At 62.0% G+C, this 15,232-nt stretch carries 17 protein-coding genes; 8 read left to right on the top strand and 9 right to left on the bottom strand.

From position 1 onward, the window contains the following. Nucleotides 1-241: 241 nt before the first annotated feature. The 6 genes from smrA to ACH6CX_RS12800 all read right to left on the bottom strand — a co-directional run bounded on the left by smrA (nt 242) and on the right by ACH6CX_RS12800 (nt 3,753). Nucleotides 242-829, bottom strand: coding sequence for a DNA endonuclease SmrA (smrA, locus tag ACH6CX_RS12825; RefSeq protein WP_232939908.1), 588 nt, complete (start codon nt 827-829; stop codon nt 242-244). Nucleotides 830-849: 20 nt separating this feature from the next. Further along, complete coding sequence (locus ACH6CX_RS12820; protein ID WP_232939910.1) at nt 850-1,716, bottom strand: NAD(P)-dependent oxidoreductase; 867 nt, start codon at nt 1,714-1,716, stop codon at nt 850-852. A gap of 47 nt (nt 1,717-1,763) precedes the next feature. Beyond that, nucleotides 1,764-2,201 (bottom strand): thioesterase family protein, encoded by a 438-nt coding sequence (locus ACH6CX_RS12815; protein WP_232939912.1) that lies wholly within the window; start codon nt 2,199-2,201, stop codon nt 1,764-1,766. Nucleotides 2,202-2,326: 125 nt separating this feature from the next. Further along, a complete protein-coding gene (gene secB / locus ACH6CX_RS12810; RefSeq protein WP_232939914.1) occupies nt 2,327-2,827 on the bottom strand; it encodes a protein-export chaperone SecB in 501 nt (166 codons plus the stop codon). Between the two features lie 216 nt (nt 2,828-3,043). Further along, nucleotides 3,044-3,298, bottom strand: a complete 255-nt coding sequence (gene grxC, locus ACH6CX_RS12805; protein WP_232939916.1) for a glutaredoxin 3 — start codon at nt 3,296-3,298, stop codon at nt 3,044-3,046. A gap of 44 nt (nt 3,299-3,342) precedes the next feature. After that, a complete protein-coding gene (locus ACH6CX_RS12800) occupies nt 3,343-3,753 on the bottom strand; it encodes a rhodanese-like domain-containing protein (RefSeq protein WP_232939918.1) in 411 nt (136 codons plus the stop codon). Nucleotides 3,754-3,983: 230 nt separating this feature from the next. Here ACH6CX_RS12800 and gpmI point away from each other — a divergent pair, with 230 nt between their 5' ends. The 4 genes from gpmI to ACH6CX_RS12780 all read left to right on the top strand — a co-directional run bounded on the left by gpmI (nt 3,984) and on the right by ACH6CX_RS12780 (nt 8,854). Beyond that, nucleotides 3,984-5,522 carry a 2,3-bisphosphoglycerate-independent phosphoglycerate mutase gene (gene gpmI, locus ACH6CX_RS12795; protein ID WP_334078460.1) on the top strand — a complete coding sequence of 513 codons (1,539 nt, stop codon included), beginning with the start codon at nt 3,984-3,986 and terminating at the stop codon, nt 5,520-5,522. Then, entirely contained in the window at nt 5,519-6,646 is a 1,128-nt protein-coding gene (locus ACH6CX_RS12790) for a murein hydrolase activator EnvC (protein WP_232939922.1), read from the top strand. The genes gpmI and ACH6CX_RS12790 overlap by 4 nt, the downstream gene beginning before the upstream one ends. A gap of 490 nt (nt 6,647-7,136) precedes the next feature. After that, a complete protein-coding gene (locus ACH6CX_RS12785) occupies nt 7,137-8,489 on the top strand; it encodes a S41 family peptidase (RefSeq protein WP_305080368.1) in 1,353 nt (450 codons plus the stop codon). 74 nt (nt 8,490-8,563) lie between these two features. Beyond that, a complete protein-coding gene (locus ACH6CX_RS12780; RefSeq protein ID WP_232939923.1) occupies nt 8,564-8,854 on the top strand; it encodes a DUF6316 family protein in 291 nt (96 codons plus the stop codon). A 51-nt stretch (nt 8,855-8,905) separates the two neighbouring features. On the opposite strand, the gene ACH6CX_RS12775 is transcribed toward ACH6CX_RS12780, so the two are convergent. From ACH6CX_RS12775 to ACH6CX_RS12765, 3 genes are all read right to left on the bottom strand, one after another. Beyond that, complete coding sequence (locus tag ACH6CX_RS12775) at nt 8,906-9,487, bottom strand: HdeD family acid-resistance protein (RefSeq protein WP_232939924.1); 582 nt, start codon at nt 9,485-9,487, stop codon at nt 8,906-8,908. Nucleotides 9,488-9,776: 289 nt separating this feature from the next. Further along, entirely contained in the window at nt 9,777-11,090 is a 1,314-nt protein-coding gene (locus ACH6CX_RS12770; RefSeq protein ID WP_232939925.1) for an aspartate aminotransferase family protein, read from the bottom strand. A gap of 126 nt (nt 11,091-11,216) precedes the next feature. Beyond that, entirely contained in the window at nt 11,217-12,662 is a 1,446-nt protein-coding gene (locus ACH6CX_RS12765; protein ID WP_232939926.1) for an NAD-dependent succinate-semialdehyde dehydrogenase, read from the bottom strand. A 205-nt stretch (nt 12,663-12,867) separates the two neighbouring features. Between ACH6CX_RS12765 and ACH6CX_RS12760 the strand changes: the two genes are divergently transcribed. The 4 genes from ACH6CX_RS12760 to ACH6CX_RS12745 all read left to right on the top strand — a co-directional run bounded on the left by ACH6CX_RS12760 (nt 12,868) and on the right by ACH6CX_RS12745 (nt 15,159). Next, complete coding sequence (locus tag ACH6CX_RS12760; RefSeq protein WP_232939927.1) at nt 12,868-13,785, top strand: LysR family transcriptional regulator; 918 nt, start codon at nt 12,868-12,870, stop codon at nt 13,783-13,785. Between the two features lie 157 nt (nt 13,786-13,942). Beyond that, nucleotides 13,943-14,185, top strand: a complete 243-nt coding sequence (locus tag ACH6CX_RS12755; RefSeq protein WP_237061972.1) for a hypothetical protein — start codon at nt 13,943-13,945, stop codon at nt 14,183-14,185. An 89-nt stretch (nt 14,186-14,274) separates the two neighbouring features. After that, complete coding sequence (locus ACH6CX_RS12750) at nt 14,275-14,634, top strand: hypothetical protein (RefSeq protein WP_334078459.1); 360 nt, start codon at nt 14,275-14,277, stop codon at nt 14,632-14,634. A 186-nt stretch (nt 14,635-14,820) separates the two neighbouring features. Next, complete coding sequence (locus ACH6CX_RS12745; RefSeq protein WP_396675513.1) at nt 14,821-15,159, top strand: hypothetical protein; 339 nt, start codon at nt 14,821-14,823, stop codon at nt 15,157-15,159. The last annotated feature ends 73 nt before the right edge of the window (nt 15,160-15,232 follow it).

Here is a 15,232-nt window from a genome sequence, read left to right as displayed (position 1 = left end):
GTGGACAGTTTCCCGCTGTACCTGAACATATCAGGATCACGGCCTGCGCCGGCGATCACAAAGGGGGTTAGCCATGTGAGGAAAAGGGCGGACACAAGGTCCGCCCCTCCAGCTACGGTGGCAATGGATCGAGGCGTGTCTGTGGCCCCACCACGAAAGGGCAAGGAAATTCGGCCTGGGGTTTACCCGCACTGCCCGCAGGGGCGGACCTTGTGTCCGCCCGGCGCCGGGGGGAAGGGCTTTACTTGCGGCGCTGGTGACGCTCCAGGTTGTCCTGGCGCTTGCGCTCGCTCTTGCGCAGCAACACATAGGTCGCCCCCAGGCCACCATGCTGCTTCTGCGCGCTGTGGAATGCCAGCACCTCGGGCAACTGTGGCAGCCAGGCGTTAACACAGCTTTTCAGCAGCGCCGGCTGCTTGCGCCCCTCGCCCTTGCCGTGGGTAACCAGGGCGCAGCGCACGTCAGCTTCCAGGCAGTCGCGCACAAATTCGAACAGTGCCCGGCGGGCCATCTCCACCGTGTGCCGGTGCAGGTCAAGGCGGGCATCCACGCGGTACTTGCCCAGGCGCAGGTTGCGGTAAACGCCGTTCTGTACGCCATCGCGCTTGAACTCCAGCGGATCCCAGGGATCCACCGGCTCCACGAACTCCCCCCCCAGCGGGTTCAGTTCGCGTGCGGTTTCCGCAGTGGCGGCCTCGCGACGCGCCTGCCGGTTTACCCGGTTGCGCGGGTCATCCTTCCTGAGCGCGACCTTGCGCTCCTGCTCGATCGGGCGCACGTCTCCCAGCTCGCCCAGCGCATCCTGAAACAGGTTATTGTCAGTCGTCATCTTACCTCCCCCACGACGGCTTACGGATCCAGGAACAGGTCCAGGGCCAGGTTGGCCGCATTGTCCGGATTGTGCGCGTAATCCGTAAAATCACTTACCCCGCGCTCCCCCAGCAGCTCCTCATCGATAACCTGCCGGCCGCTCAGGGCCATGTTTTCCGTCACCAGGATTTCGTAGGCGGCATCAGCCATTACCGCCGGCTTGCGGCTCTGCTGGAACATCTCGCGGTTGCCCACCGCAAACTCGATCGCCGCAGTCGCCACCAGGGTGCGCGGCCACAGGGTTGCAACACTGATACCGGCTTCGTGCAGCTCCTCGGCCAGGCCCATGCTGAGGATGGTCATACCAAACTTGGACAGGGCGTAGGGCGCAAACGGCCCCAGCCACTGCGGCTGCAGGTTGATCGGCGGCGACAGGCTGAGGATATGGCCGCAGCTGGATTTCTTCAGGTAGGGAATCGCCAGGTGGGCGGTCAGGTAAACCGCGCGGCTGTTGACCGTCTGCATCAGGTCATAGCGCTTGGGCGAGGTGGACTCCACATTGGTGAGATTGATGGCACCGGCATTATTGACCACCGCATCGATGCCACCAAAAGTATCCGCGGCCTGCGCCATGGCTTCAGCCACCTGGTCTTCCTCGCGCACATCCACCTTGAGCGCCAGCGCCTTGCCGCCTGCCGCCTCCACCTCGGCCGCCACCGAATGGATGGTACCGGGCAGCTTGGGGTGTGGCTCATCGGACTTCGCCGCAATCACGATATTGGCACCGTCAGCGGCGCACTTGAGCGCGATGGCGCGCCCGATACCGCGGCTGGCGCCGGTGATGAAAAGAGTCCGGCCCTTGAGGGCACCGGTGTTATCCGTCAGGGTGACAAACTCTTCAGTCATGATCCTTCTCCACTGGCTGTAATCGGTTATTACATCGGGGAGGCGCCCTACTCGTCAGTCACCACCGCCGGGGTATAGATCTCACGGAACTCCGCCGGCATGCGCCGCGGCCGGCCCGAGGACAATTCAATGCACACCATCTGCCACTGGGCCCGCAGGACCAGCGCGCTGTCGGCAGCGCGGAACACCTGGAAGCGACGGGTCATATTGAGTCGCCCGTCCACCCTGGTCAGCCAGGTGCCAAACAGCAGCTCGTCGCCCTCCCTCGCCGCCAGTATATAGTCGTACTCGGCGTGACGAATTGCCATTCCCCGGTCAAGAGCCTGGTAATGAGTGACATCCAGCCCCAGTTCCACACTGTGGTTCCAGCCGGCGCGCTCGCACCAGCGGACGTACTCCGCATTGTTGGCGTGGTGCAGGCCATCGACATGCACGGCCTCCACCGTGACCGGCCAGACAAACGGCCGTGGTAAATCCCAGTCCATCCTTATCTCCCCGGGGCAATTGCCGCCAGACTACCACTCTCTGGCGGCCCGGCAAGCCGGTGGCAACCCAAAACGAAAAAAGGCCCCGGTTGGGGCCTTTTCGCTGGGCGGGAAGTTTCCGCCTATCAGGCTTCCGCTTTTTCCTCGGAACCCTGCTCTGCCTGCTGCTGCGCCTGCTGCATGGCAGCAGAGAACAGCGCGTCGAAGTTGATCGGCGGCAGCATCAGGGCCGGGAAGGAACCCTTGGTAACCACGTTGTCGACCACTTCGCGGGCGTACGGGAAGAGGATCTGCGGGCAGGCAGTGTTCAGTGCCTGTGCCAGCTGCTGGCCTTCCAGCCCGGTGATGCCGAACAGGCCGGCCTGCTGTACTTCCACCAGGAAGGCGGTCTCGTCTTCCAGCTTGACGGTGATGGTCAGGGTCAGCGCCACTTCGTACAGATCGTCTTCGATCTTGGCGGTCTTGGTGTTCAGTTCCTGGTTAACCTGCGGTTTCCACTGTTTCTTGAAAACCTCAGCCCCCATCGGGGTCTCGAAGGACAGGTCCTTCAGGTAGATGCGCTGCATCTGGAATTGTACGTTGGAAGCCTCTGCGTTTGCCGCTGCGCCGTTTTGTTCTTCAGCCATGTCACTGCCTGTTCTTTATGCTCAATGGTTTATCTCTATGCCTTCCCTGAGAAAGACTCCTTGTATGGGTCTTTCAATGGGGCCTGCGAATGCCATTTCAAGGCCATAAATTGACGTTCGGGGTGACAATCCCGCCAGGGGCGGAACCGGCACCTGGATGATCCGCTGCCAGCCATCCGCTGACGCTAGCAGGCGCAGGTGAGCGGGTGATGCCCCTCAGGCCCGCAGCAACCGGTCCAGCTCGCCGCTGCGCTCCGCAGCCATCAGCTCGTCACAGCCACCCACATGCTCGTCACCGACCCAGATCTGCGGCACCGTCCGGGCACCGGCCCGGGCGGTCATCTCGGCGCGCTTCTGCGGGTTGCCGTCCACGGGAATCTCGCGGTAGGGCACCTGCTTGCGATCCAGCAGGTACTTGGCGCGCACACAGAAAGGACAGAAGCGGGTGGTGTAGATGGTTACTTCTTGCATGTCGGGTACCACTCAGTCGATCGACGCACCGGGGCGCCGTGCCGCTAGCCCTTGACCAGCGGCAGGTTCTGGTTGCTCCACTCGGACATACCGCCCTGCAGGCGACGCACCTGGAAGCCGCGCGCTTTCAGCTGGCGCCCCACGGCGCCCGCGTGCTGGCCGATCTTGTCCGCCACGATCAGCGGCTTGTCCTTGAGCTTCTCCAGCTCGCCGATGCGGTCCGCCACTTCACTATGGGGGATATTCAGCGCATCGACGATATGTCCGGCACGGAACTCAGCCTTATCGCGCACATCCAGCACCTGTGCGCCATCCACGTTGATCAATCGGGTCACTTCGTGCACCGAGGCCGGCGTACCGGCCCGGAAGCGCTCGCTGAAGGCAAACGCGTATAACAGGATCACCAGCAGGCTGACCAGCAGCCACTGCTCACTCATAAAGACGAAGAAGTCCAATTCGTCCCCCTATCTTCTTGTCTTGTTTTTGCTCGTCCCGCCGGCGCCATGGCGCCGGCACCGAATATCCGGCTCCGGCCCCGTGGGACCGGAGAGGGCGGGAGTATACACCATTGTGAGTAAATCTTAACCAGATCTTCGGGATGCAATACCTGACCCCGGGCCGCCAAACAGGTTAAAATCCGCGTCCTTATCTCGTTCGACCAACAAACTACAGGAACCCGCACACCATGCCCTCGACCCATCGTCCCCTGGTCCTGCTGATCCTGGACGGCTTCGGCCACAGTGACACCAACGAGCACAACGCCATTTCTGCGGCGAACTCCCCGGTATGGGATCGGATCTGGGCCGAACAGCCGAAAACCCTGATCCAGACCTCGGGCATGGCAGTGGGCCTGCCGGAAGGCCAGATGGGCAACTCGGAAGTGGGCCATATGACCCTCGGGGCCGGCCGGGTCGTGTACCAGAACTTCACCCGCATCAACAAGGCGATCGAGGACGGCGACTTCTTCCGCAACCCGGCCTACACCGCAGCCGTGGACAAGGCGATCGCCAACGACGGCGCCGTGCACATCATGGGCCTGTTGTCCGAGGGCGGCGTGCACAGCCACGAGGACCACATCGTGGCCATGGTGACCCTGGCAGCCCAGCGCGGCGCCAAACGGATTTACCTGCACGCCTTCCTCGACGGCCGCGATACCCCGCCGCGCAGCGCCAGGCCCTCGCTGGAGCGCCTCACGCAGGTCTGCGACTCGGTGGGCAACGCCCGCATTGCCACCCTGGCCGGGCGCTACTTCGCCATGGACCGCGACCAGCGCTGGGACCGCACCCAGTCCGTGTACGACATGCTCACCCTGGGCGTGGCCGCGCACAGTGCCCCGGACGCCATGGCGGGCCTGGATGCCGCCTATGAGCGCGGCGAGAACGACGAGTTCGTAGCCCCCACCCTGGTGGGCGAGGCCGCGCCGATCGCCGACGGCGACGCACTGGTATTCATGAACTTCCGCCCCGACCGCGCGCGCCAGCTGACGCGCGCATTCACCGAGGCGGATTTTGACGGCTTCGAGCGCCAGTCCGCACCCAGGCTGGCAGACTTCGTCATGACCACCGAGTACGCGGCCGACATCCAGGCCAGCTGTGCTTTCCCGCCGGAAAAGCTGGTCAATTCGTTTGGCGAGTACCTGGCCGCGCAGGGCAAGCGCCAGCTGCGTATTGCCGAGACGGAAAAGTACGCCCACGTCACATTCTTCTTCAGCGGTGGCCGCGAGGAACCGTACGAGGGCGAGGTACGGGAACTGATCAAGTCACCGAATGTCGCTACCTATGACCTGCAGCCGGAGATGAGCGCGCCGGAAGTCACCGACAAGCTGGTGGCAGCCATCGACAGTGGCGACTACGATGCGATCATCTGCAACTACGCCAACGGCGACATGGTGGGCCATACCGGCGTGTTCGAGGCGGCAGTCAAGGCTGTCGAGGCCCTGGACACCTGCGTTAGCCGCGTGGTGGATGCGGCACTGGCCGCCGGGGGCGAGGTACTGATCACCGCCGACCACGGCAATGTCGAGGAAATGTTCGACGCCGGCTCCGGCCAGGTCAGCACCCAGCACTCGACCCTGCCGGTGCCCTTCGTCTACGTCGGCAAGCGCGATGTCAGCCTGCGCGACGGCGGCAGCCTGGCGGACGTGGCCCCGACCATGCTGGCCCTGATGGGGCTGCAGCAGCCGGAAGAAATGACTGGAAAAAACCTGGTGCAATTCAAAGCATGAAGTTACTGGTAATTGTTTTCGCCACCCTGCTGGCACTGCCGGCGTTCGCCCAGAGCGAGCAGGAACAGCAGGAGCGGCTGCGGGAAATCAAGCAACGTATCGAGTCGCTGCAGGAAGAGCTGAACCAGGTCCGCAGCGAGCGCGACCAGTTGCTCAAGGACCTGGAGCGTAACGAGCGCGATATTTCCGAACTGCACAAGCGCATCGACAAGATCAAGAACGACATGCGCAGTCGCACCGACAAGCTGAAGGAATTGAAGGAAGAACAGCAGCAGCTGGAAGAATCGCGACGAAGTATGCAGCGGCGGGTCGAGCAGGAAGTCGCCGCCGCTTACCGACTCGGCAGACAGGAGCAGGTCAAGCTGCTCCTCAACCAGCAAGACCCGCAGCACATCGCCCGCCAGCTCCGCTACCACGAATACTTCCTCCAAGAACGCAGCCGCGTTATCGACGACTACCTCGAAACCCTCACCAATCTCGACACCGTCAGCACCAGTATTCGGCACGAGCGTGACACGCTTGACGCAGAGCGAAAGCAACTGGAAGACCGCGAGCAACAGCTGGTCAGTGCGCAGCGCTCGCGCCAGGCGACGCTCGACAAGCTGGCCGCGCGACTGGCCGACAAGAGTGGTGAACTGAAACAGTTGCAGGGTGACCGCAGCCGCCTGCAGCGGCTGGTGGATGAAGTGGGCCGGGCCATCGCGGCACTGGTCAACCCCGAGGACCAGATGCCCTTTGCCAAACAGCGCGGCCGCATGCAGTGGCCGGCCCAGGGCCGCCGCGCCAACGCCTTTGGCCAGCGCCGCAACAATGGCATCACCTGGAAGGGCGTTACCATCCGCGCCGGCGAGGGCACACCGGTACGGGCGATTCACCGCGGCCGCGTGGTCTTTTCCGATTACCTGCGCGGCCAGGGCATGCTGGTGATCCTCGATCACGGCGACGGCTACATGAGCCTTTACGCCCATAACCAGTCGCTCACCCGCAGCCTGGGCGAGTGGGTGGAGCGCGGTGAGACCATTGCACGGGTGGGCAACAGCGGCGGGCTGGAATACAGCGGCGTCTATTTCGAAATCCGCCACCGCGGCAAACCGCAGGACCCCACGGTTTGGTGCCGGGGATAATTATCCCCGTCGAGTCCTCCCTGCCCCGCCGTTAGCCTGCCGCACCACCAGCCAGTTTCCCCATCCCGGCGCGGGCCGGGATTCGCATACCCCGATAACAACCTGACCCGGTGACTTCCCGCCGAAAACATAACCGTGTCGCGGATCGAATCCCGTGTGCCGGCCCGGCGGCGCAGCGGTGAATACATGAATAACACAAACTGGAAAGTCCAGCCGCAGGGCCCCACCGGGCTTTCGATGACGCGCGCACTTTTTGTCTATCATCGCGATAACCGCGCTTTCCTGAGCCCGGCAAAAAGGCAATGAAAAGCGCGCTTCAGGGCGGGGCAGAAAGCGGGCCGCTGCATCGAACCGCTTTCGGCGCCCGTGTCAGCAAGTGGCACTCCGTTTTTGCACACGGTTGAGTGTCGCGCCAACTTGAAAACTCTGCCAGCCGCCGCGGTCTACACTTTTGCAAAGAAGCGAGCAATAAGGCAGAGGTCCCGACGTTATGTTCAAACCCAAGGCGCTGACCACCTTCCTGGGCGCAGCCGCTCTCACCGCCCTGCCTCTGATGGGGCTCAGCGAGGGGGACCCGGCCGAACAGGTGATACCCTCCGCCACTACACGCCTGCCCCTGGAAGACCTGCGCAGCTTTGCCAAGGTGTTCGAACAGATACGCCAGGGATATATCGAGGAAGTGGATGACAGCACCCTGCTGGAATATGCCATTCGCGGCATGCTCCAGGGCCTGGACCCACACTCGTCCTACCTCGACCGCGAATCGTTTGACGACCTGCAGGCCAATACCACCGGCGAGTTTGCCGGCCTGGGTATCGAGGTGGGGATCGAGAACGAGCATATCACCGTAATCACTCCCATGGACGACACACCAGCGGCGCGCGCCGGGCTCAAGGCCGGCGACGTGATATTGCGCCTCGCCGGCAAGTCCCTCAAGGGACTGAGCCTGGATGAGGCAGTCGAGCGTATGCGTGGACCGCGGGGCAGCTCCGTGACCCTGACCATTGCCCGCAAGGGCTACAAGCAACCCTTCGATGTCACCCTCAAGCGCGATACCGTGCGCGTGCGCAGTGTCCGCAGCAAAGTGCTGGACGAGGGTTACGGTTACCTGCGCATCAGCCAGTTCCAGCTGGACACCGGCACCGATGTGATGCGGGAAATTCGCAAGCTGCAGGACAAGGGTAAACTGAAAGGACTGGTGCTGGACCTGCGCAATAATCCCGGCGGGGTGCTGCAGTCATCCGTGGAAGTGGCCGATGCCTTCCTCGAGGAAGGGCTGGTGGTCTACACCGAGGGTCGCAGCGAATCCGCCAACCTGAGTTACTCCGCAGAACCCGGCGACCTCACCGACGGTGTGCCGCTGGTAGTGCTGATCAACGACGGCTCCGCCTCTGCCGCAGAGATTGTCGCCGGCGCGCTGCAGGATCATCGCCGCGCGGTGGTCATGGGCACAGACAGCTTCGGCAAGGGCTCGGTGCAGACCGTGATCCCGATCAACAATGAGCGCGCGATCAAACTCACCACCGCACTCTACTTCACCCCCAATGGCCGCTCCATCCAGGCCCAGGGCATTACACCGGATATTGTAGTCGAGCGGGTCAAGGTGACGCGCATGGAGGGCCCCGCGCGCACCACCGAGGCGGACCTGGCGGGCCACCTGGGTAACGGCAACGGTGGCGAGGACCGCACAGCGGCCGATCGCCAGCGCGAGAAGGCCGGCCGCGAACTGTGGTATGCGGACGACAACCAGATTTTCGAGGCCCTGAATGTCCTCAAGGGCCTGAATCTCTACGCGGTGCGCTACCGCGAGCAGGAACCGAGGGTAGCCAAAGCCGGGCGCTAGCCAGCGCCTGGCAGCAGTACCTCAGGCAGTCTGAAACCGGCGCAGGGTAGCGGTCGGTTTCCAGGAGGGTCGACATGCACCAGCATCGCGCCGGTGAAACCGGCCGCGGCATCCCGCCGCGATCGGACCGTTTCTACAAGCTCGGGGACGACTGGTATTTCCAGGTACGCGGTGGGCGGTGCTTCGGCCCCTACCCATGCCGCGCGGAAGCCGAGCAGGCGGTACAGCATTTCTTCGGCACCGGCAGGGACTCCCGCACTAACCCCTACGCCGCCTGCGGCCGTAAAACCGGCCCGGGCGCAGTCGTGCATCCGTTTGGCAGCCAGCGCGCAAGACGCTGGCACCGCTTCAATCGCCGGGACTGATCCAGGCGCTTCGGGGTCCTGTCGCCAGCACCGGTTTCCGGCATCTTGCCGTCAGGCCGCCGCCCGGCCATATTTGCGCAACCGGAGCGCCAGCCAGATCTCCAGCAGGCCGAAGGCAATGGCATAGCCAGCAATTACCCACAGCAGTGCCAGCGCCCCCGCACCGGGACTCACCAGTACCGCAATTCCAAAAATCACCGACAGCAGGCCGGAGGCGATCAGCAACCATTCCTGCTGTATTTCCTGGCGCAGGCGGATGGCCCCGATTACCTCGAATACCCCGCGCACCAGTGCCCAGCTGCCAATAAAGATCATCAGCACCAGTCCGGTCACCTGCGGATAGATAAAGGTCGCGATACCCGCCGCAACACTCACCAGCCCGGCAATGATCAGCCACCACAGGGGCGTGGATTCATGCCGTCCCAGCACCGCCGCCACCAACGCGAGGAAACCGTCGGCGAATACAAAGGCCCCGAACAGGATCACCAGCGTCAGCAGTGACAGCCCCGGCCAGATAAAGGCGAGGATACCGAAGAGCACCGCGCAGACCCCGCGCAGGAGCAGCACCCACCAGTTCTCGGTGAGTACCCGCAGTACCGGGCGTGTGGCCATGGTAGTGGTTTCATAGTCCATGGAATGGTCTCCCTCTGGGACATTGATACTCACGGATTGTAGTGCGGGAGCATATCTGTCCAAAGTGACCGGGGAGCGGCTATCGTGATAAAGAGGATGGGGACAGGAAACTGCCCGGGACAACCGGACACAGGCGCGGCCCGGGAATCGCGATCACCAGCCGACTCTGCAAACGCCTGGATCGCGACACCGGGCCGCATTAAGGGCCTGCTAACAGGCCCTCTTTCAGTGTAGGCAATGGCGACAGGAAGCGGGCAAAGCCCGCCTGTCGCCAAAAGCCCGTTGGCCGTTACGCCAGGGACTGGATCACACCGCGCAGTTTCTCGACGATGGTGTCGATCTGGTGCTCCTCGATGATCAGGGGCGGGGACATGCACAGGGCATCGCCGATGCCGCGCGCCATCACACCCGCATCCCAGGCCGCCATGGAAGCCTTGCCGCCGAACTTGCCCTTGAGCTCCGCCGGCGCGCGCAGCTCGATCGCGCCCACCAGGCCGTAGTTGCGCACATCGATCACATTGTCCAGGTCCGCCAGGCTGTGCAGGGCATTTTCCCAGTGTTTGCCGATATCGCCCGAGGCGCGGGTCAGCAGGCCCTCGCGCTCGTAGATATCCAGGGTCGCCATGCCCGCGGCACAGGCCACCGGGTGGGCGGAATAGGTGTAGCCGTGGAAGAACTCCACCATGCCCTCGGGGGCGGCGTTCATCACTGTGTTGTAGATATGGTCGTGCACAAACACCGCACCCAGCGGTACGGCGGCATTGGTAATGCCCTTGGCCGAGGTAATCATGTCCGGGGTCACGTCCCACTCGATGGACGCAAACGCGGAACCGGTGCGGCCCCAGCCGGAGATCACCTCATCGAAAATCAGCAGCAGGTCGTGCTGGTCGCAGATCTCGCGGATGCGCTTCAGGTAGCCCTTGGGCGGCAGCACCACACCGCCGGCGCCGGAGAAGGGCTCGACAATCACCGCGGCGATCTGGTCGGCGCCGTGGAAGGCCACCAGCCGCTCCAGGTCCTCCGCCAGTTCCACGCCGTGCTCCGGCAGGCCGCGACTGAAGGCATTGCGCTCGATATCCAGGGTATGGCGCATATGGTTGGCCTTCACCGGCTGGCCAAAACTCTGGTAGTTGGGTGCGATACCGCCCACGGAAATGCCGCCGAAGTTCACCCCGTGGTAACCCTTCTCGCGACCAATAAACATGGTGCGGGTACCCTTGCCGCGGGCGCGCTGGTACTGCAGCGCAATCTTCAGGGCACTCTCCACCGCCTCGGAACCGGAATTGCCGAAGAATACCCGGTTGAGTCCGTCCGGCGTGTACTGCACCAGCCGGTTGGCATATTCAAAACTCAGTTCGTGGCCGAAGTTGAAGATGGAGCTGTAATCCAGCTTCTTCGCCTGCTGGTGGATCGCGTCGGCAATCTCGGTGCGGCAGTGGCCGGCGTTGGAACACCACAGGCCGGCGGTCGCGTCGATAATCTGGCGGCCATCCTTCTCCATCAGGTAAATACCCTCGGCGCGCTCGACAATACGCGGCGCCGCCTTGAAGGAGCGATTCGGGGTGAATGGCATCCAGAATGCATCACTGTTCATTTCGGACATAGTCTTTACTCCGGGTTTTCCCTTTGTGTTATCTCTCTGTGCCGTGACCGTCATTATGGCCGATCACATACTTTTGTTTCAGTCCCGCAGGAGCGGCCGCTGGCCGCTCCTGCGTGTCGTTCAATATCAGGCGCCAAAGCAGCAGTACTTGGTTTCGTAAAATTCCGCCATACCCTCGACACCGCCCTCGCGGCCAATGCCGGATTCCTTGCTGCCGCCGAAAGGCGCCACGGTGGTGGAGAATACGCCCGTGTTACAGGCCACCATACCGTATTCCAGCGCTTCCACCACCCGGTTGGCGCGGCGGATGTTTTCACTCATCACATAAGCCGCCAGGCCGTAGGGGGTATTGTTGGCACGGCGGATTACATCGTCCTCGTCGGTGAATTTCTGCACCGGTGCCAGCGGGCCGAAGATCTCTTCCTGTGCGATACGCATGTCATCGGTTACGCCCGAAATCACCGTGGGCGCATAGTAGTTCTCGCCCGCCGGCAGGAAGTCGCCACCCAGTTCGATGGTGGCACCCGCGTCGACCGAGTCCTGCACCAGCTGCGCCACCCGCTCGACAGCGCGGCGGTGAATCAACGGACCCACGGTAACTCCCTCGTCAGTGCCATGGCCTACCTGCAGTTCCGCCACCTTTGCCCGCAGTTTTTCCACAAACTCGTCGTGTACTGACTCGTGTACGTAGATGCGGTTGGTGGACACGCAGGTCTGGCCGGCATTGCGCATCTTGGTGGCCACACAGGCGCTGACCGCGGTGTCCAGGTCGGCGTCATCGAAGACGATAAACGGCGCATTACCGCCCAGCTCCATGGACATCTTTTTCACACCGGTGGCGCACTGGGCCATCAGGATCTTGCCCACGGCGGTGGAGCCGGTAAAGGTGAATTTGGCCACCCGCTCATCCTCGGTCAATACCCTGCCAATGGCCGGGGCGTCGGATCCCACCACCATATTGATGGTGCCCGCCGGCAGGCCCGCCTCCTCCGCCAGCTGGCACAGGGCCAGCGCAGACAGCGGCGTCTCGGAGGCCGGCTTGATCACCACGGTACAGCCGGCTGCCAGTGCCGGTGCCGCCTTGCGGGTGATCATCGCATTGGGGAAGTTCCACGGCGTAATGCAGGTCACGACGCCCACGGGCTGGCGGATGGTCTGCAGGCGCATGGCCGGATTGTGGGTGGGGATGGTCTGGCCGTAGGCGCGGCGGCACTCCTCCGCATACCACTCGATATAGGACGCGCCATAGGCGATCTCGCCCTTCGCCTCCGCCAGAGGCTTGCCCTGCTCCAGGGTGAGGATGCGGGCCAGGTCATCGGCATTGTCCATGATCAGCTGGTGCCAGCGCTTCAGCACCGCCGCGCGCTCGGCCGCGGTCTTCTCGCGCCAGGCCGGCAAAGCGGTATGGGCCGCAGCCACCGCCGCCCCGGCGTCCGTCGCGGAGCCGTCGGCGATCTCCGCCAGCAGCGTCCCATTGGCCGGATCGCGCACCTCGATAGAGGAGGCGGCATCCCGCCACTGGCCATTGATATAGTTCTGTGTCTTCAACAATTCCGGTTTTGCCAGCTGCACTATCGGACTCCTTGCATCTAGTGGACTTTGGGCAGATACCCGGAATTCTGGACGGGGGCCGAGAGGACGCATAGTGTATTTTCTCCAACTAAAATTTACCCCTGTCAAACTTTGGTCTATTCTGCCGCCTACCCTGGTGTTTCCCCGCATCAGGGCCCCGCGGACATGGCGGGAAACCCGTCTTTCAACGAGAGTGGATAACCTGATGAGCGGCAAGAAGGCACTGGGTGGGCGAGTCACCGATATGGACCTGCGGCTGCTGCGGGTCTTCCGCGAGGTGGTGCGTGCGGGCGGACTGGCCCCGGCAGAGGTGGCACTCAACATCAGCCGCTCCACCATCAGCCTGCACCTCACCGACCTGGAGACCCGCCTGGGCATGCAACTGTGCCTGCGCTCCCGAGGCCGCGCAGACTTCAAGCTGACCCCGGATGGCGAGGCCCTGTACCAGGCAATCGGCGAACTGGACGGCCACCTGGCCGCCTTCAAGAGCCAGGTCAACGCCATCCAGTCCCAGCTTACCGGCAGCCTGCGCATCGTGCTGCCGGACGACGCGCTGGAGATTCCCCAGCTGGACCTGCCTGCCACCCTGGCCGGCATCCGCGAACGTGCGCCCCAGCTGCAACTGGACCTGCAATTGGCCGCGCCACAGGAACTGGAGCTGGAAATCCTTGCCGGTCGCGCGGACGTGGGTATCAACCCACTGCACACCAGGCGTCCGGGCCTGGATTACCGCCCCCTGTTCAACCACCAGTCACTACTCTACTGTCACCGCAGCCACCCGCTGGCCTCAGAACCCAACGTTAGTGAGGAGTTACTGACCCAGCAAGAACTGGCGGCCCCCAGCCACGCGGTGCTCTCCGGCGCCGCCCACCTGTATCGCCTGTTTCCCAACAAGAGCACCGCCAACCATATGGCAGCGCGCCTGGCCATGATCCAGTCAGGAAAGTTCATCGGCTTCCTTCCCTCCTACCTGGCAAGGCGCCACCAGCAGGACGGCGAGCTTATCGCCCTGCGCCCGGACCAGTTCCAATACGAAATCCAGAACGCCGCCACCTTCAAGCGCACCGCCGCCGACCATCCGGCGGTACTGTTGTTTCTAAAGGCGCTGGTAATTACCGGCTGACTGAGCCCGCAGAAATTACACGGGATTACACCGATCCGGCGTGGTTAAATAGGGTCCATACGGAAGAAAACAGTCACATCCCGACACTGCCATTAACCGGGATATGACCATGCCTGAGACAGGCAGGTAAAACCTGCCGAGCAATGAGAGGAGCTTCATGGAAGAGGTATTCACAGGAATATTCCGGGTATTGGGCCGGTTCCTGTTTGAAATTGTATTTTCGATAGCGGCTGAAATCCTGTTCCAGGTGCCCGGCTACTGGTTATGTAAACCGTTTACGAAACCTGGCAGGCAGCCAGACGGTTTCCTGGTTGTTGTACTCAGCATCCTGTTCTGGATTCTGGTCATTGCTGCCTCCTATGCCGGGTACCAGCTGCTTAATGGGGAAGCCGGCACATAGCACTGTCCACATAACGTACCGCCGGAATTACTCCGGGCGCGGCCAGTAGCCCAGCGATACTGGATTCAGGAAACCAGCACAGGGAAGCCATGAAAATAAAGCCCGGCAGACATCAAATAAGAGCGATTCTATTCTGGTCAATCGTTATCCTGATTGCGCCATTTGCTGTCGAAGTGGTGATGCTTGCGGAGCTGGCGGGTGCGGAGTTCGCCATTGGCTTTTTACTGCTCTACCTGAAACAATCCATGTTACTGCTTAGGGAAAGGCTTCTGCGACTTAAAGCCACCCTGACCAACGTTGCCGGGCTTTTGAATAGTCATATCGTTTTTAATGAAAGGGTTTTCTATCCGCATGCTGGCCTGTCACTGACAGTGGTGGCAATTGGCGCACCGCTGCTTTATGTCGCTCTAATCTGGTACCCGGTTATTGCAGCCGGCAGCTGGACCTAGTGCCTTTCGGCTAATTTTAAAGGACAGGCGCTCCATCTACGCCACTTGAATGACATACGGTAAAGCATCCCTGATATGAAAAGTGGCCGCTATGGAGCAGCACTTCCAGAGCGAAAGCCTGACAGGGCCAGAGGCAACGAACCGCCCTCATGCCGCGACACCTTTCGACCAGGGGAGAATATCAAGATGATCAGCGAAGACACCATAAACATACTGATAAAAGCGAGAAAAGAGCAGGCTGTCATTTACGGCCTGCAGGCACTCTCAATCACGGCACTGGTGATATTGATTGCCCTGGAGGTGCTTGGTGTTCAGCACAATCTTACAATTTTCCTGGCTACGCTTGCGACGATTTTCATGTGCGGGGCTGTCGGGCAGAACAGGTGGGTATCGGTATCACGCGGCCAGCTGGTCAAAGCGCTCGAACAGCTGATAAACAATGATGCCAATGCAGTTGAGCGGCTGGCTGAGAAGAACAAAGCAAAAATCCGGCCTGGCTATAACTTCAGGGCTACCGATGACTAATTAACTCGCCGAAAAAAACCGCTTTGAACAATCACTAGCCATTCAAAGAGCAGTAAGAAATGAGAGGGATTAG

Origin of the sequence: Microbulbifer sp. JSM ZJ756 (assembly GCF_044383805.1) — a bacterium.
Classification (GTDB): domain Bacteria; phylum Pseudomonadota; class Gammaproteobacteria; order Pseudomonadales; family Cellvibrionaceae; genus Microbulbifer; species Microbulbifer zhoushanensis.
The sequence above is the reverse complement of the archived record's forward strand: the minus strand, read 5'-3'. Positions and strand labels throughout refer to the sequence as shown.

Excerpts from the sequence above, each read along its gene's own strand:
- smrA (WP_232939908.1), bottom strand. The coding sequence starts at position 829 with ATGACGACTGACAATAACCTGTTTCAGGATGCGCTGGGCGAGCTGGGA.
- ACH6CX_RS12820 (WP_232939910.1), bottom strand. The coding sequence starts at position 1,716 with ATGACTGAAGAGTTTGTCACCCTGACGGATAACACCGGTGCCCTCAAG.
- ACH6CX_RS12815 (WP_232939912.1), bottom strand. The coding sequence starts at position 2,201 with ATGGACTGGGATTTACCACGGCCGTTTGTCTGGCCGGTCACGGTGGAG.
- secB (WP_232939914.1), bottom strand. The coding sequence starts at position 2,827 with ATGGCTGAAGAACAAAACGGCGCAGCGGCAAACGCAGAGGCTTCCAAC.
- grxC (WP_232939916.1), bottom strand. The coding sequence starts at position 3,298 with ATGCAAGAAGTAACCATCTACACCACCCGCTTCTGTCCTTTCTGTGTG.
- gpmI (WP_334078460.1), top strand. The coding sequence starts at position 3,984 with ATGCCCTCGACCCATCGTCCCCTGGTCCTGCTGATCCTGGACGGCTTC.
- ACH6CX_RS12790 (WP_232939922.1), top strand. The coding sequence starts at position 5,519 with ATGAAGTTACTGGTAATTGTTTTCGCCACCCTGCTGGCACTGCCGGCG.
- ACH6CX_RS12785 (WP_305080368.1), top strand. The coding sequence starts at position 7,137 with ATGTTCAAACCCAAGGCGCTGACCACCTTCCTGGGCGCAGCCGCTCTC.
- ACH6CX_RS12780 (WP_232939923.1), top strand. The coding sequence starts at position 8,564 with ATGCACCAGCATCGCGCCGGTGAAACCGGCCGCGGCATCCCGCCGCGA.
- ACH6CX_RS12775 (WP_232939924.1), bottom strand. The coding sequence starts at position 9,487 with ATGGACTATGAAACCACTACCATGGCCACACGCCCGGTACTGCGGGTA.
- ACH6CX_RS12770 (WP_232939925.1), bottom strand. The coding sequence starts at position 11,090 with ATGTCCGAAATGAACAGTGATGCATTCTGGATGCCATTCACCCCGAAT.
- ACH6CX_RS12760 (WP_232939927.1), top strand. The coding sequence starts at position 12,868 with ATGAGCGGCAAGAAGGCACTGGGTGGGCGAGTCACCGATATGGACCTG.
- ACH6CX_RS12755 (WP_237061972.1), top strand. The coding sequence starts at position 13,943 with ATGGAAGAGGTATTCACAGGAATATTCCGGGTATTGGGCCGGTTCCTG.
- ACH6CX_RS12750 (WP_334078459.1), top strand. The coding sequence starts at position 14,275 with ATGAAAATAAAGCCCGGCAGACATCAAATAAGAGCGATTCTATTCTGG.
- ACH6CX_RS12745 (WP_396675513.1), top strand. The coding sequence starts at position 14,821 with ATGATCAGCGAAGACACCATAAACATACTGATAAAAGCGAGAAAAGAG.